The organism is Ruegeria sp. AM1, from assembly GCF_056540745.1.
On record NZ_JBQFXH010000001.1, the window covers coordinates 507628 to 522738 of the forward strand.

Consider the following 15111-nt stretch of genomic DNA (forward strand, 5'->3'; position numbering starts at 1 on the left):
CGGCTGGTTCTACGGAGGCGATCAGTTAGACGGAAGAAGTTCGGTCGTGATATGCGCCGTCGCCTCCAGTGTCCGGTGAACGGGGCACCTGTCGGCAATCTCCAGCAGTCTTGCGCGCTGGTCGGCGTCCAGAGGGCCAAGCAGCCGAATTTTACGCCGGAACTGGTCGACCTTGCCTTCGCTGACCAGACCGGCATCCTGTGCGTGTACCTTGTTGTGGCAAACATCAACGCTGATCCCGGTCAGAGGCCAGCGTTTGCGCCGGGCGTACATGCGAATGGTCATGGATGTGCACGCGCCCAGACCTGATGAGACAAAGCCATAAGGCGACATGCCGCGATCCGTTCCGCCATATGAAATCGGTTCGTCCGCCACTGCGTGGTGACGGGGACCGGACTGGATATCCTGCAAAAAGCCAGCGGGATCAGCCTCGGTGACGCGCACAACCCCTTCGGGCGCACCGGGCGGCGGCGCGGGCGGCTTGAGGCTGACATAGCGCGAGACCCAGGCTGCGATCACATCTGCTGCGTACTCGGCGTCCTCCGCGCGCGTGATCAGATGGTCGGCGTCGTCCAGCGTGACAAAGCTTTTCGGGTGTTTAGCGGCCAGAAAGATCGTGTTTGCGTTGTTGATGCTGACGGTTTCGTCGCGCGGGGCATGCAGGATCAATAGTGCTGCCTTGAGATCGGCAATCGCCGGGGTCAGCGCGGTTTCCGAGATATCGTCGACAAACGCCTTCCCAATACGGAACGGGCGGCCGCCCAACGTGACCTCGGCGCTGCCGGTCTGTTCGATCTCGGGCAGGGCGGCCTCAAAATGATGCGAAACATGGCCGGGGTCTGCTGGTGCGCCCAAGGTGACCACGGCCTTGACCGATGGGATACCAGCCCGCGCGCGCAGCACCGCCGCGCCGCCAAGGGAATGGCCGATCAACAAGGCAGGGGCCATGTTGCGCCCGGCCAGATAATGCGCTGCAGCGATCAGATCCTCGACATTCGATGTAAAGGTTGTGTTGGCAAACTCGCCCCCGGAATGTCCCAGCCCGGTGAAATCGAACCGCAAGACCGCAATCCCCATAGCTGCCAGCCGGGCCGAGATGCGCCGGGCAGCTGGGATATCCTTTGAGCAGGTAAAACAATGCGCAAACAACGCTGTCGCCAGAACGGGACCATCCGGCAGATCAAGGCGCGCGGCCAGTTGGCTGCCGTCATGTCCGGCGAATGTGATGCGTTCCGTTGGCATGGGGGCTCCTTGGCTAGGGGACAGGCTCAATACTGTGGTCATCGACCTGAGGTCTCAACCCTTATGTCAGAACCGTCACGCGAAGGTGAGGTTATTCTAAGGCGCAGCCCCTGTGCTGAGATAAACGGGGCGGTAAGAACGGTTAAAGAAAATTCATCAACATATGTGATGATATATCGGTCAAACATTCGTTTTCATTAATTCTTCCCGTATCCCACATTGCCATTGTTCAATCCGCCTCGAAGGAGATTCAGATGGCACATATAACACCTGCACTTCGCGCGGCTGGGTTTCAGCCGGGACTTCTGATTGCTCTGCTGCTGACCGGTGTGATCGGTTTTGCGCTTGGCCAGAACTGGCCCGTCACCAGCATCGCGCTCGATGCCACCGCGCCAGCGCCACTGGAGGACTGGCATGGAAATGTGATGCGCTCCAGGTGGCCGAACTGAACGCAGCGTTCACCCGCACCCCATCAGGGCTGCATCGAAAGGATAAGTGGTCAGGTTCTCATACCCCTCGTCGGTGATGAGGACCTGATCCTCCAGCTTGATTGAGAAATCGCCGCCCACTGCTCCGACGCAGGCCTCGACACACAATACCATGCCTGGCTCGAGCGGGTAATCATATGCACCGTCCACCGCCTTGTCGGGATAAGCCACCAGAGGCCATTCGTCACACAGGCCAACTCCATGCATCAGGCAGCCGTATTTCTGCGCCTGAAACTTGTCATCCAGCTTATGGGCCTTGGCCGTCAATTCGGGGATCATGACACCCGGCTTCAGCATCTCCATATTGGTCATGATATGCTCATGAGCATGCTGCATGGCATAGATCATTTCCGGGCGGGGCTGTTGATCGCCGATCCACCAGGTCCGAGAGATGTCGATGCAGATGCCGTACGCACCGATCAGATCGGTGTCAAAGGCGATGATCTCATTCCTTTGGGTGATCCGGGGGCCGCATTCCTGAAACCAGGGGTTCGTGCGCTGACCCGAAGCCAGCAGCCGCGTTTCGATCCATTCCCCGCCGCGCCGAATGTTCTCGGCGTGCAGAACAGCCCAGATATCGTCTTCGGTGGTGGTTCCGTCCCCGACATTTGCGCGGGCAAAGTCTTCCATCCCGGCAACGGCGGTTTCGCAAGCATGATGGGCACAGCGCATGGCAAGGATTTCATCCGGCCCTTTCACGGCGCGGGTTTTCTCGGTCAGTTCTTCGCCTTCCATGATGGCAAAGCCCTGTGCTTCTAATGCGCGTAACCCGTGCAGCATGATCTTATCGACGGCAAGTCTTTGGTTGCCGCCGCCATGCTCTGCAATCAGCTGGCGTACTTCGTTTGAGAACACGTCAGCGGCCACATCCACCTTGTCGCCGCGATCGAAATAGAACAGATCAGCCCCGGATCGTTGCTCGCAAACCAAAGGATTAAACTTCGAGAGAAACGGTGAATTCTTATAGTCCCAGATCACCATATAGCCGTCCGCGCATATTAGGACCGCGCGAAACGGGTTGTGTGTGTTCCACAGCTGCATATTGGTGCTGTCGGTCGCATAACGAATGTTCAGCGGGTCAAACAGCAACAGCCCGCCATAGCCACGCTGTACGATGGCCTGTGTCAGGCGCGCCCAGCGGTGCTGCCGCATCTTCTCAAGATTTGGCAGGTCCAACCCTGCTGCTTCCCATTCGTGAAAGGCAAGCTGGGTCGGTCCGATCTCGATCCGATTGTTGTCATTGGGTGATCCATCGCCCAACACAGCGCCGCGGTTCGGGTCGATCTTGCGGCTGTCCCGATAATGGTTGTTCATGGGCCGCCCCCTTTTACATCTGAGCCCAGCTTGGAGTTGGCGAATTCGCGCGTCTGAGTGATTTGCGACCGTTTTCTGGTCGCTTTTCACCCGACATCTTCAGGCCTGAGTGTTAGTGCAGGGGCATGACTGTCATTCTGCAAACTCAGATTCCTTACGACCCGCTCAATCAGCCCCCGCTGCCAGGAATTCAGCCTGCCAGTATGGACAGCTGGCTGCATCAGGACGACGCATTTGCCGCCCAGATGCAACGGCGCGAGACGCTGTTGCACCAGGATCGGCCTGACGTTCTGGCGCTGGACCCACAGGCTATGGACGCGGCACAGGAACTGCTGCAGTTGGTTCTGGACACAGTGTATCCGGGGGCAGGGGACGAAGCGATCCGTCCTGACGGTGTTCGCGTTCCCATCGACCCTACACGGCCGCTCGACACGTTGTGTCAGCTGGTGCAGGAGGATTTCTGCATTTTGCAAAAAAATGGCGGCGAGCATGTTCTGACCGGCGCAATTCTTTGCTTTCCGGCAAGCTGGCGCTTGTCCGAGAAATTCATGCGCCCGCTGACGGATATTCACGTACCGGTCGCCAGCTACGATCAAAACATCGCCCGCCGCGTGCAGCGCCTGTTTGATGGGATTCAGGTCGGTCGACCGCTCTGGCGGTTCAATGCGCTTTGGTATGAGGAGGCCGAGCTCCATCAACCCCGCAGCGCCAAGGACCCTCGCGACGTACAGGACAAGGGTACTGCGCAGTTTCTGCGCAGCGAGCGGCAAACCCTGCTGCGCCTGGCGCAGACGCGTGCTGTTGTGTTCTCGATCCACACCTACGTATTGCCGGAATACCTTGTGTCAGAAATGGAAAACCCCGCCTGATGGCGGGGCCTCCAAGGAGGGTCGTTGATAATTTGATTACATGCCCAGCACGGTCGCGACGTCGGCAAAGGCATTGCTGGCGTTCAGCGCGACAATCGCCACCGTAAAGACCAGAACCTGTGTGTTCAGGCGGAAATCTTCGCCCCGGATCAGATTGACCGCTGCCATCGACAACGCAACCGGTGCGGAAAAGCTGGCCACGCAGCCGGTCATGCCCCAACTGGTGAGCCGCATAATATCGCTGGGACGCTCATCCTCGTCATCCTCGTCTGTCGGGGCCTCCACATCCGGTGCCTGCTGCGCGTCCGTTCGGAACGCAATGCTCAGCAACTGATCGTCAGAAAGCTGTATCGGACGACCAGAAGATGTTGGGGTAGGTGTCGGGTCGTTTTCTTCTATTTCATCAGAGGCATTTAATCCGGCAAAAGGTCCGCTAACCGACGCGAAAATCTGTTTGCGTTCGCGCGGCTTGCGGGGTGTGAAGGTATCGAAGGTGCTGAGAAACTGCTCGATAGTCAGCACTGTATTGGGTGACAACCACTCGACCCGCTGAGTCGAGCAGATATCCACCAAGCGGTACAACATCACCACCAGAATAAGTTCCGAAATCTCGGCGTCGTCCAATAGGTCGGACACCGGAGAGATGGTAATTGTCAGCCGATGTTTGGGCAGAGAGATTGAACGGCGGGTCATTGTTTTCAAACCCGCAGCCTTGTCCAGCCTGCCATGGCGGTCATCGGCTTCGTTGTCAGATGTATCCAAGCAGATCCGAACCATATAGTGGCTCGACACAATGCTGGCCTCAACATCGCTCAGGATCGTTTTGCGTTCGACAAGGTGGCCATAGTCTTCCAGCGTCGCAGAAACAATACGACAGCAACGGTCAAGCGCGCCCGCCGCATTGCCGTTGAACTGAAGTCCACCGTGATATTTGTGCCTTGAAGTCACAGCACATTCCTCTGCCGTTCTAGCTCTGGACACCCACTCTAGCGGCGGATCTAGTGGAAAATTTGACGAAAATGCAAAAAAGTTAAAATTTTGCGGGATTGATTACGCTTTGGAAACCAAGCTTATTCGCGGCAAAATCCAGCATCTGTGGCAACAATGTGGCCGAATTGGGTTTCGGATGGGGATTGACCACAATCCGTCATCCGTCGATTCGGGCAGCCATGATCGCGATGGATTTTTGATAGACGGTTGCCGCGTTCCATTGCTGTATGACGACGAAATTCGGCTCGCCCGGCTGATAGCCGCGTCCGGGCTTCCATCCTTTCTTACGCAAGAAATTCGCGGTGGACGCCAGAGAATCCGTCATGTTGTAGAAATCGACCCTGCCGTCGCCGGTGGCATCCACACCATAGGTTATCGCATTGCCCGGCAGGAACTGCGTATGACCCAATTCGCCATGTTTTGCCCCTTTTGTCGCCATGGTGATGCTGCCCTGATCCACCAGTTTCAGTGCCCCAATTGCATGCGGAATGAAGAAATCCGAGCGGCGACAATCATAGGCCAGTGTTGTGATTGCGGAAACAACCTGACTGTCACCCATAAAGCCGCCAAAGCCGGTTTCCATGCCGTGAATAGCAATCAGAACACCTGCGGGGACCCCGTATTGCTGTTCCAGCGCCGCATAGAATTGCGGGTTGGCGGCTTTGCGCTTGCGCCCCTGTGCAACGATAGTGTTTGCCCCGCGCACCTGCATGAACTTGTCCAGCGAATACTTAAAGCTCTTCTGATTGCGGTCAGCTGCGATGGTGCGGTTGGCGTATTGCGTCTGTGCCAGCGCCTGCAGCCCCTTTTTCTTGACACCCGCGCGCTTGGCCTGTTTCGCAAAATCCGCCTTCCAGGCCTCGAACCCCGCGCTGGTATTGCCGCAAGGGGCGGCCACGGCGGGCGTGGATAGGGCGGCACCAACAAAAAGCACGGAAAGAAAACGACGCATCTGTGAAATCCTGACTCTGAATATCTTGTCCTTAGGCTACGCCGACTGCGGCCCTTGGCAAAGGGGTTAATAGAGATCCAGCTCGTCGGTGTGCTTCAGGCTTTCGAACCATTCCTCGGGCGTCTTGTTGATCTTGGCGTGTTTCACCATCATCGCGTTCATATTCGCAAGATGAGAGGCGTCCGGCCAGTTTTCGGGCTGCCACAGATGTGATCGGACAACGCATTTCGGGCAATGGGCGAACACGGTTTCGACATGGACCAGAACAGCAAGTTTCGGGGATTTGCGCTGCACCGCCATCCGGTTCAGCAGTTTCGGATCGGCGCATAGTCGCGCGGTGCCGCGCAGGCGCAGCGTCTCCATCTTGCCGGGCACCATGAAGATGATGCTGACGCGCGGATCTTGCAGGATGTTGTGAAACGTATCCACCCGTTTGTTTCCGGGGCGGTCAGGAATGGCGATCAGCGTGTCCGACAAGACATCGACAAACCCGGCAGGATCGCCGCGGGGAGAGATATCCAGATACCCCGCCGGGTTGGCCGAAGCGATCAGGCAAAAGGGCGACGCAGCGATGAAATCGCGGCACATCTGGTCCAGCGCCGTCAGCTCTTTGGCGATGATCTGGGGCAGGGGGGCGCCGGTGATGGCCTCAAGTTCGGCAACCGAGGTCACCAGGTTCGAAAACTGGGCAAAAGGGGCGTCGGATGGCATGCGATCTCTCCTGTCCGGGGATATCGCAAGTGTGGAAGATCATCCCAAACGAAACAAGGGCGCCCGGATGGACGCCCTTGCAGATGTAACCCAAACCGGATCAGCAGCTATAGTACATGCCGTACTCAACCGGGTGCGGGGTGTGCTCGTAGGTTTCGACCTCTTCCATCTTCAGGGCGATGTAGCCGTCGATCTGGTCTTTGGTGAACACGTCGCCTTGCAGCAGGAAGTCGTGGTCAGATGCCAGCGCTTCCAGAGCTTCACGCAGACTGCCGCAGACGGTCGGGATATCGGCCAGTTCTTCGGCAGGCAGATCGTACAGGTTCTTGTCCATGGCTTCGCCCGGATCAATCTTGTTCTTGATGCCGTCCAGACCAGCCATCAGCAGCGCAGCAAACGCCAGATAGGGGTTTGCAGCCGGATCGGGGAAGCGGGCCTCGACGCGCTTGGCTTTCGGGCTTTCGGTCCACGGAATACGGACACAACCCGAACGGTTACGGGCCGAGTAGGCGCGTAGAACAGGCGCTTCGAAACCCGGGATCAGACGCTTGTAGCTGTTGGTCGACGGGTTGGTGAAGGCGTTCAGGGTCTTCGCGTGCTTCAGAACACCGCCGATGAACCACAGAGCTTCGTCCGACAGATCAGCGTATTTGTCGCCAGCGAACAGCGGTTTGCCGTCTTTCCAGATCGACATGTTCACGTGCATACCGGTGCCGTTGTCACCTGCAATCGGCTTGGGCATGAAGGTCGCCGACTTGCCGTAGGCGTGCGCGACGTTGTGGATGACGTACTTGTATTTCTGCAGCTCGTCGGCCTGCTTGGTCAGGCTGTCGAAGATCAGACCCAGCTCGTGCTGACAAGACGCAACCTCGTGGTGGTGCTTGTCCACTTTCATGCCCAGACGCTTCATGGTCGACAGCATTTCCGAACGCAGGTCCTGCGCTTCATCAACGGGGTTTACGGGGAAGTAACCACCTTTGACGCCCGGACGATGGCCCATGTTGCCCATCTCGTATTCGGTGTCGGTGTTCCACGATGCATCAGTCGCATCAACTTCGTAGGATACCTTGTTGATACTGTTCGAGAAACGAACGTCATCAAAGAGGAAAAATTCGGCCTCAGGACCCATATAGGCCACATCACCAATACCGGAAGCCTTCAGGTACGCTTCGGCTTTCTGAGCAGTGCCTCGCGGGTCACGCTCATAGGCTTCACCAGTGTCAGGCTCAACAACCGAGCAGTGCAGGCAGATGGTTTTTTCCGCATAGAACGGATCGACATAGGCGCTGTCAGTGTCGGGCATCAGTTTCATGTCGGATGCTTCGATTGATTTCCAGCCCGCGATGGACGAACCGTCGAACATAAAGCCCTCTTCCAGAAAGTCTTCGTCGACCTGATCGGACATGATGGTGACGTGCTGAAGCTTGCCGCGCGGGTCGGTAAAGCGGATGTCGACGTATTCGGCGTCTTCATCACGGATCAGCTGAAGAACTGCGTCCTTGCTCATACTATTTGTTCCTCTGATTTGAAGATTGCTGTGTTACAGGGCGTCCGAGCCGGTTTCGCCGGTGCGGATACGAATGGCTTGCTCAACGGGCGAGACAAAAATCTTGCCGTCGCCGATCTTGTCGGTTTTTGCGGCGCCAACGATGGCTTCGATGGCAGAGTCGACCTGATCATCATCCAAGACGACCTCGACCTTTACCTTGGGCAGAAAGTCGACGACATATTCCGCCCCGCGATAGAGCTCGGTGTGACCTTTCTGTCGGCCAAAGCCCTTGACCTCGACCACGCTGAGGCCCTGGACGCCTACGTCCTGCAGCGCCTCTTTCACTTCGTCCAGTTTGAACGGTTTGATGATCGCTTCGATCTTCTTCATCCCGGGCTCCCTTTAACTCTTGTCAGGATGGCACTGACCACGTCTAAGATCGGGCGGCAATCCGATAGCGAAATCGGCAGCGACGGAGTGCAGAGAAAATAGGCGACAGGTTAAATTTTGACCTGATTGCACAAAAAGTAATCGAAATTGAATCGCCGAAGGATTTGAGATGACGGAGTTGCTGACAGCAGCACAGATGAGGGCCATCGAACAGGCGGCCATCGACTCTGGTCAGGTAACCGGTTTGGAACTTATGGAGCGCGCCGGTCGCGGTGTTGTCGAGGCGATCTTTAAAGAGTGGCCGGAATTGGCAGAGACCTCAGGACGCGCTGTTGTTCTGTGCGGGCCGGGGAACAACGGAGGAGACGGTTTTGTCATCGCACGGTTGCTCAAAGAGCGCGGCTGGGGGATTGAAGTTTTTTTGTATGGCGATACCGAGAAACTGCCCCCGGATGCGCGTGTGAACTATGACCGTTGGGGCGCGCTGGGACAGATCAAGGAACTGACCATTGAGGCGGTGGCGCACGGCGACCGGCCGGATATCTTGATAGATGCGTTGTTCGGCACAGGTCTCAGCCGGGCGATCCCGTCGGCTTTGGCAGAGGCGTATCATTCAGTTGAAAAGCGAAGCGTTGGGGATGTGCATCCATGGCTTGTTCCTTTCCGCCGGATCGCTGTTGATTGCCCATCTGGGTTCGATGCCGACAGCGGCAAATTCCTTTTGCCTTTGATGCCGAAGGAAACAGGGGATGATGAGAGAGACCTTGAATCCCATTGGAACTGGTGGACGCAGGACGCTTCAACGAGGCTCATCGGAACTGATTTGACAGTCACCTTTCACAGAAAGAAGATTGGCCACGTTCTCTCGGCTACCTGTCATAAGGTTCGTGTGGTGGACATTGGGCTTGGGGCTGAGGACCGGCATCCGGCGCATCTCAACTCTCCCAGATCTAAAGGTCGGGTCATTTGTTTGGATTTTGAGTCACCGAAAGGTCGGTCCGGACTGACGTGGCCCTGGCATGATCTCGATAAGAAAGCGGTATCGGGCGACCATAAATATGGCTACGGCCATGCGCTGATCCTCTCGGGTGGCCCCGGTAAAACGGGTGCCGCCCGTATGGCGGCACGCGGGGCCCTGCGGATTGGGGCGGGGCTGGTGACATTGGGCGTGCCCCCGGCAGCGCAGATGGAGGTCGCGGCGCAGGTTGCCGCTATCATGCTTCAGCGCATTGACGGCGGCGATGCATTCACCGAAGCCCTGCAGGATGAGCGGCTGAACGCGTTGTGCCTTGGGCCTGGATTAGGGCTGGACCGTGCGCGGGAGCTGGTTCCGGCTGCTCTGCGGGTCGGGAGGACCACCGTATTGGATGCAGATGCTCTGACCGCGTTTGCGGACAATCCCGTGTCCTTGTTTGATATGCTTCACAAGGATTGTGTGCTGACCCCGCACGGGGGCGAGTTCGTACGCCTGTTTCCGGACATTGCGAAAAAACTCGATGAGAGCCCGGTCAAAGGCCCAGCCTTCTCCAAGGTCGATGCGACCCGAGAGGCTGCAAAACGGGCAGGGTGCGTGGTTCTGTTCAAGGGCCCGGACACGGTGATCGCCGCGCCGGACGGTCAATGCTCGGTTAACTCTGCGTATTACGAACGTGCGGCGCCCTGGCTGGCAACCGCAGGGTCTGGCGATGTCCTTGCGGGTTTTATCACCGGATTGTTGGCACGGGGATTCAATGCCATGCTCGCCGCCGAAACCGCAGCATGGCTGCATGTGGAATGCGCGCGGCGGTTTGGGCCGGGTTTGATAGCTGAAGATCTGCCGGAACAACTGCCTGAAGTGTTCAGAGAGATGAATATGTGAACTTGTTGCGCGTGTTGTGGCCTATGGTGGGGTGGATCGGCGAAATCCTGCCACTTATCTTTGCATAGATGCATACCAGATGTTTGCCAAACGCACGACAGATACGCAGAATTTACTTGCGCGTGTTTTGCATGTGTTTGGGGCTTTCAGTGCAATGTTCTGAAAAATAATGAGAATGTCGGTTTCTTGTCCGTCGGCGCTGTGGCGTATTTGCAATGCACACACATGACAGGGCGGGCGCCTCTGGAAAGCTCACGATCAGTAAACATTTGAGCAGTACCGAAACCATAAACTCTCATGGTGAGTGCAATGACCCTTAACCTTAAAGTGACCTCCGCCGTTGCCGCGCTGGCTGCAACCACGGCGCTCCCCGCCGCGGCAGAGCTGAAATATGAAAACAACAGCGGCGGATATGTTCTGCTGTATGGGCAGTTTAACCCGGCGCTGATTTCAGTTGATGATGGGCAAGATACCGAAACCCGCGTGCTGGATAACGACTTGTCAAACAGCCGCGTTGGCCTGCGTCTGATGCAACCTTTTGGCAAGAATGAGTTCACCTTCCGCCTGGAAACAGCGCTTGGTCTGCCCAATTCGTCCGAATGGAACCAGCTTGGGACCGACTTCAGCGGTTGGACCCGCGAAGATATCCGTCACGTCGACTTTGCGCTGAAAGGTGATTGGGGGCGCTTCTCTGCCGGTCAGGGCAGCATGGTTTCGGACGGGGCGGCAGAAGTTGATCTGTCCTATGTTGGCACCGCGCTTTACTCCTTTACGAACGATGAAAACTCGGGGTTCTTCTATCGGGGAACCGATGGCCTGCTGAGCGATATCACCATCGGCGATTCCAGCAGCAACTTTGACGGCGCGCGCCGGGGCCGCGTTCGCTACGATACGCCCAGCTACAACGGCTTCTCGGCCGGGTTTGCGTATGGTCAGAACATCCTCTCAAGCAGTGATGATGACGAGTACTATGATGTCGGCGTGTTCTATGAGAATACGCTTAGCGGTGGTATCGAGTTCTCGGCTGCTTTGGCCTATGCCGTGCGTTCAGCAGATGATAACTCGGGTGACCGCAAGGATACCATCGGTTCTGCATCGGTTTTGTTGCCCAGCGGCCTGAGCTTTACCGTTGCTGGTGGTACACGCGACAACGATGCCGCGGGCGCATCCGATCCGAACTATTGGTATGGCAAGGTTGCCTACGAAGGTGAGTGGATCTCGCTTGGCAAGACCGGTGTTGGTATCGACTATTATGACGGTGCGGACTTCGAAAATGATGGGTCCAGCACGTCGGCTTGGGGCATCGCGGTTGTACAACGGCTCGACAGCATCAACACCGATGCCTACCTGAAGTACCGCAATCACGACTTCGAAGACAGCGCGTCGTTTCAGAACAACGAAGCTTGGGTTCTTGGGGCCCGCTGGCGGTTCTAATCGCGCCTCTGTCTGAGGTTAAAACGCCCCGGCCTGCTCCGGGGCGTTTTTTTGCACGTATTGGGGTGCAAAACATGGTTGATCGGGGCATTGCCCCTTGCGCGCGAGCGGCAGGGCAAATAGAAGGCGTCAAATTTGCCCGGCGCGCCCGTTTTGCGCGCCCCGAATCCTATGGGGACTACCATAATGCAGGTTACCGAGACGCTGAACGAAGGTCTGAAACGCGGCTATAACATCACCGTCACCGCGGCCGAGCTGGACGAAAAGGTCAACGAAAAACTGACCGAGGCGCAGCCCGAAGTCGAGATGAAGGGTTTCCGCAAAGGCAAGGTGCCGATGGCGCTGCTGAAAAAGCAGTTTGGCCAGCGTCTGCTGGGCGAAGCGATGCAGGAAACCATCGACGGTGCCATGAACAAGCACTTTGAAGACAGCGGTGAACGCCCTGCGTTGCAACCCGAGGTCAAGATGACCAACGAAGACTGGAAAGAAGGCGACGACGTCGAAGTTGCCATGTCTTACGAAGCGCTGCCTGAGATTCCCGAGGTTGACCTGAAATCGGTCGAACTGGAAAAGCTGGTTGTCAAAGCTGACGACGCGGCCGTCGAAGAAGCGCTGAACAACTTGGCTGAAACCGCTCAGGATTTCAAAGCGCGCCGCAAGGGCTCGAAAGCGAAAGATGGCGACCAGATCGTGTTCGATTTCGTCGGTAAAGTCGACGGCGAAGAATTCGAAGGCGGTTCGGCAGAGGACTACCCGCTGGTTCTGGGCTCGAACAGCTTTATCCCCGGCTTTGAAGAGCAGCTGGTTGGTGTGAAGGCTGAAGAAGAAAAAGACGTCAACGTCACCTTCCCCGAAGAGTACGGTGCAGAGCATCTGGCGGGCAAAGATGCCGTCTTTACCTGCACAGTCAAAGAGGTGAAGGAACCAGTCGCAGCCGAGGTTAATGACGAACTGGCTAAGAAGTTCGGTGCAGACGATCTGGAAGCATTGAAAGGTCAGATTTCAGAGCGCCTGGAAGCCGAGTACGCAGGTGCATCGCGCGCCGTCATGAAGCGTGGCCTGCTGGACGCGCTGGACGAGAAAGTGTCGTTCGACCTGCCGCCGTCGCTGGTTGAAGCTGAGGCAAAACAGATCGCCCATCAGCTGTTCCACGAGGAAAACCCCGACGTCGAAGGCCACGATCATGGCGAAGTAGAGCCCACAGACGAACACAACAAGCTGGCCGAACGCCGCGTACGTCTGGGCCTACTGCTGGCCGAGCTGGGTCAGAAAGCAGAGGTTGAAGTGACCGACGCAGAGATGACCCAAGCGATCATGAACCAGGCGCGCCAGTATCCAGGCCAAGAGCGTCAGTTCTTCGAGTTCGTTCAGCAGAATGCCCAGATGCAGCAGCAGCTGCGCGCGCCGATCTTTGAAGACAAGGTTGTCGACTATGTTTTCGAACTGGCCCAGGTCGCTGACAAAGAGGTCAACAAAGACGACCTGCAGAAAGCTGTTGAGGCACTGGAAGAGGAATAAATCCTCTCCTAGCAAAACTTAGCGGAGCCGCCTGAAATAAGACGGCTCCGCATGGGTGGCTTTTTACTTATGAGGTGAGGGGGTCAGGCCTCATGAGCAAAAGCGCGGGGGGTCCTTAGCAGAGCAAGTTTCTGCTCTGGGGTGAATGTGTTCGACAGGGTCTCGATAAGTCTTAGGACGTCCTGCCTTTCGTCTTCAGTGGTGGCGGCACTCATCTGCTCGACGAAATACCTTTCAAGCTCCGTCAGAGGTTTGTGGTCACGATTGGCCGGGTTTGGCTTGGAAACGCGTTTCGAGTTGAACAAGGCCAACGCTTCCTCTTCTTCCAAAAATACATCCTCATGGATACCGGCGAAGTCCCGGACGCCCTGAATGCGCTCGTCCGTGCAATCCAACAGGGCCGCCAGTGCGGGAACCTTGCCCATCGGAACCGTCTTGCCGACATAGTCATACGGGGCACAGTTCGAGCGTTTCAAAACCCGATCCATCACAGGATCGATAACGGTGATGATGTCTTCGATGCCCGCGTTTTTGGCGTATTCCAGCGAACCAATCATCAGCTCACAAGTTGCGTAAGAGACTGAGTTGCGGTCTTTGCCGCGGGTGAGGCGTTGGGTATCGACACAGAAACGCGTCGATTCCCACATCCTTGCGCTGCGTAGTGGTGCTTCGCCGTCAAGGATTGCCGAAAATACGTCAGATAGCATATGCGGACCAGTGGTCTGGAGCGCACGCACGGCAGCGACGACATTCCCCCCGTCGTCGAGGCCGATTACATATGCCGGATCCAGATGATCGAACTGATCAATCTCTTTGCCATCCTCAATGTTTACATCCCAACCCAGGCGTCCTCCGAATACCCGAGCCCGCAGCTCGAACATTTCGTCAAGAACGTCGCCGAACTCATGCCTGTTGAGGCCATCTACTACGATGATCATGTCTTCCCCCTTCGAGTGGTCTGTTTGGTAGACCCATCGTTGCCCAGTTATGGGCAATTGACTATTGGGGAATTCCCGTAATTTTGAGGATAGTCGCCTTTATCCGGGGTTTATCAGCCCGATACCGATTGCGCGACCAACGGCTTGCGGCGTGGTCAGCGCATTCAGCTTTTCGCGACTGGACCTCAGATGTACCTCGACCGTGCGGTGCGAAATGGACAGGATATCGCCGATATCCTGCTGAGATTTACCTGCCGCGACCCACTGCAAAATCTCTGCTTCGCGGGTCGACAGGGTCGGGTGATAAAGCGGATTGTTCGCAACATCCGAAGAAATCACCGTGTCGTGGATATGCACGGCCATGGACTGCAGATCGCCGATCACATGGGAAACGAGCTTCTTCCATTCTTCACGGCTGCAGTTACGGGTGGCGCTCAGCAGGCCGATGTCACCATACGGGCCACGCACCGGGACAGTAATGCCCTGACTTGGCAGGCCAAAATCATGTGCATCCTTGAAGACCCGCTTGAAATCGTCGCCGCGTTCAAGGCGGCTCCAGTCCACGGGGGCGATGCTGCGTTTGCTCATATGCAAGGTCGGATCGATCATGACCAGACCTTGCTTCTGATAATGCTCTTTCCAATCATCATTGTATGTGACGTGCCCGGCAATGGTCCCCGCCAACGGGTTCATACCCGCATAAGCGGCATGATCCATTTCGTGCTTCTCACAGACCTGTTTCAGAAAATCGGTATACCGAGTTTCCGAGTCCGGGAGAGTGCTGAGATCAACAATGTCCATTTGCTGCCTACCAGCTACACCCATCAATCGGCACGACCACTCACTCAGGCATGTCTCTTGGTGCCCGCGCGCCTGCCGTGCTTACCTCACGGCAAGAACAACATCACAATTTTGAAA

The 15111-nt window shown here is 56.7% G+C and carries 14 protein-coding genes; 5 read left to right on the plus strand and 9 right to left on the minus strand.

Annotated elements, in window-relative coordinates; all coding sequences use genetic code 11:
* Positions 1–21: 21 nt before the first annotated feature.
* Positions 22–1242, minus strand: a complete 1221-nt coding sequence (locus ACR0I7_RS02500) for a bifunctional alpha/beta hydrolase/OsmC family protein (RefSeq protein WP_480508101.1) — start codon at positions 1240–1242, stop codon at positions 22–24.
* A gap of 254 nt (positions 1243–1496) precedes the next feature.
* On the opposite strand from ACR0I7_RS02500, the gene ACR0I7_RS02505 reads away from it, so the two are divergent.
* Positions 1497–1691, plus strand: a complete 195-nt coding sequence (locus ACR0I7_RS02505; protein WP_480508103.1) for a hypothetical protein — start codon at positions 1497–1499, stop codon at positions 1689–1691.
* A 9-nt stretch (positions 1692–1700) separates the two neighbouring features.
* Here ACR0I7_RS02505 and dddP read toward each other — a convergent pair whose 3' ends face one another.
* Positions 1701–3044, minus strand: coding sequence for a dimethylsulfonioproprionate lyase DddP (dddP, locus tag ACR0I7_RS02510; RefSeq protein ID WP_480508104.1), 1344 nt, complete (start codon positions 3042–3044; stop codon positions 1701–1703).
* A gap of 125 nt (positions 3045–3169) precedes the next feature.
* Between dddP and ACR0I7_RS02515 the strand changes: the two genes are divergently transcribed.
* Complete coding sequence (locus ACR0I7_RS02515) at positions 3170–3913, plus strand: heme-dependent oxidative N-demethylase family protein (RefSeq protein ID WP_480508106.1); 744 nt, start codon at positions 3170–3172, stop codon at positions 3911–3913.
* Positions 3914–3949: 36 nt separating this feature from the next.
* Here ACR0I7_RS02515 and ACR0I7_RS02520 read toward each other — a convergent pair whose 3' ends face one another.
* The 5 genes from ACR0I7_RS02520 to ACR0I7_RS02540 all read right to left on the minus strand — a co-directional run bounded on the left by ACR0I7_RS02520 (position 3950) and on the right by ACR0I7_RS02540 (position 8445).
* Positions 3950–4861, minus strand: a complete 912-nt coding sequence (locus ACR0I7_RS02520) for a hypothetical protein (protein ID WP_480508108.1) — start codon at positions 4859–4861, stop codon at positions 3950–3952.
* A gap of 199 nt (positions 4862–5060) precedes the next feature.
* Positions 5061–5855, minus strand: a complete 795-nt coding sequence (locus ACR0I7_RS02525) for a lytic murein transglycosylase (protein ID WP_480508110.1) — start codon at positions 5853–5855, stop codon at positions 5061–5063.
* Positions 5856–5921: 66 nt separating this feature from the next.
* A complete protein-coding gene (locus ACR0I7_RS02530) occupies positions 5922–6566 on the minus strand; it encodes an MSMEG_1061 family FMN-dependent PPOX-type flavoprotein (RefSeq protein WP_480508112.1) in 645 nt (214 codons plus the stop codon).
* 100 nt (positions 6567–6666) lie between these two features.
* A complete protein-coding gene (gene glnA, locus ACR0I7_RS02535) occupies positions 6667–8073 on the minus strand; it encodes a type I glutamate--ammonia ligase (RefSeq protein ID WP_480508114.1) in 1407 nt (468 codons plus the stop codon).
* A gap of 33 nt (positions 8074–8106) precedes the next feature.
* On the minus strand, positions 8107–8445 hold the full coding sequence (locus tag ACR0I7_RS02540; RefSeq protein WP_480508116.1) for a P-II family nitrogen regulator: 339 nt from the start codon (positions 8443–8445) through the stop codon (positions 8107–8109).
* A gap of 169 nt (positions 8446–8614) precedes the next feature.
* On the opposite strand from ACR0I7_RS02540, the gene ACR0I7_RS02545 reads away from it, so the two are divergent.
* The 3 genes from ACR0I7_RS02545 (at position 8615) to tig (ending at position 13255) form a co-directional block, all read left to right on the plus strand.
* Entirely contained in the window at positions 8615–10303 is a 1689-nt protein-coding gene (locus ACR0I7_RS02545) for an NAD(P)H-hydrate dehydratase (RefSeq protein ID WP_480508118.1), read from the plus strand.
* A 309-nt stretch (positions 10304–10612) separates the two neighbouring features.
* Positions 10613–11737, plus strand: coding sequence for a porin (locus tag ACR0I7_RS02550; protein WP_480508120.1), 1125 nt, complete (start codon positions 10613–10615; stop codon positions 11735–11737).
* 186 nt (positions 11738–11923) lie between these two features.
* Positions 11924–13255 (plus strand): trigger factor, encoded by a 1332-nt coding sequence (gene tig, locus ACR0I7_RS02555; RefSeq protein WP_480509689.1) that lies wholly within the window; start codon positions 11924–11926, stop codon positions 13253–13255.
* An 83-nt stretch (positions 13256–13338) separates the two neighbouring features.
* Here the strand turns inward: tig and ACR0I7_RS02560 are convergent, their stop codons facing one another.
* A complete protein-coding gene (locus tag ACR0I7_RS02560) occupies positions 13339–14193 on the minus strand; it encodes an acyl-homoserine-lactone synthase (RefSeq protein WP_480508122.1) in 855 nt (284 codons plus the stop codon).
* 99 nt (positions 14194–14292) lie between these two features.
* Positions 14293–14994: an autoinducer binding domain-containing protein gene (locus ACR0I7_RS02565; protein WP_480508124.1), complete on the minus strand. Its 702-nt coding sequence runs from the start codon at positions 14992–14994 to the stop codon at positions 14293–14295.
* Positions 14995–15111 lie beyond the last annotated feature (117 nt).

What these genes read in the sequence shown, in the direction of transcription:
- ACR0I7_RS02500 (WP_480508101.1), bottom strand. Translation starts at nt 1,242, where the DNA reads ATGCCAACGGAACGCATCACATTCGCCGGACATGACGGCAGCCAACTG.
- ACR0I7_RS02505 (WP_480508103.1), top strand. Translation starts at nt 1,497, where the DNA reads ATGGCACATATAACACCTGCACTTCGCGCGGCTGGGTTTCAGCCGGGA.
- dddP (WP_480508104.1), bottom strand. Translation starts at nt 3,044, where the DNA reads ATGAACAACCATTATCGGGACAGCCGCAAGATCGACCCGAACCGCGGC.
- ACR0I7_RS02515 (WP_480508106.1), top strand. Translation starts at nt 3,170, where the DNA reads ATGACTGTCATTCTGCAAACTCAGATTCCTTACGACCCGCTCAATCAG.
- ACR0I7_RS02525 (WP_480508110.1), bottom strand. Translation starts at nt 5,855, where the DNA reads ATGCGTCGTTTTCTTTCCGTGCTTTTTGTTGGTGCCGCCCTATCCACG.
- ACR0I7_RS02530 (WP_480508112.1), bottom strand. Translation starts at nt 6,566, where the DNA reads ATGCCATCCGACGCCCCTTTTGCCCAGTTTTCGAACCTGGTGACCTCG.
- glnA (WP_480508114.1), bottom strand. Translation starts at nt 8,073, where the DNA reads ATGAGCAAGGACGCAGTTCTTCAGCTGATCCGTGATGAAGACGCCGAA.
- ACR0I7_RS02540 (WP_480508116.1), bottom strand. Translation starts at nt 8,445, where the DNA reads ATGAAGAAGATCGAAGCGATCATCAAACCGTTCAAACTGGACGAAGTG.
- ACR0I7_RS02545 (WP_480508118.1), top strand. Translation starts at nt 8,615, where the DNA reads ATGACGGAGTTGCTGACAGCAGCACAGATGAGGGCCATCGAACAGGCG.
- ACR0I7_RS02550 (WP_480508120.1), top strand. Translation starts at nt 10,613, where the DNA reads ATGACCCTTAACCTTAAAGTGACCTCCGCCGTTGCCGCGCTGGCTGCA.
- tig (WP_480509689.1), top strand. Translation starts at nt 11,924, where the DNA reads ATGCAGGTTACCGAGACGCTGAACGAAGGTCTGAAACGCGGCTATAAC.
- ACR0I7_RS02560 (WP_480508122.1), bottom strand. Translation starts at nt 14,193, where the DNA reads ATGATCATCGTAGTAGATGGCCTCAACAGGCATGAGTTCGGCGACGTT.
- ACR0I7_RS02565 (WP_480508124.1), bottom strand. Translation starts at nt 14,994, where the DNA reads ATGGACATTGTTGATCTCAGCACTCTCCCGGACTCGGAAACTCGGTAT.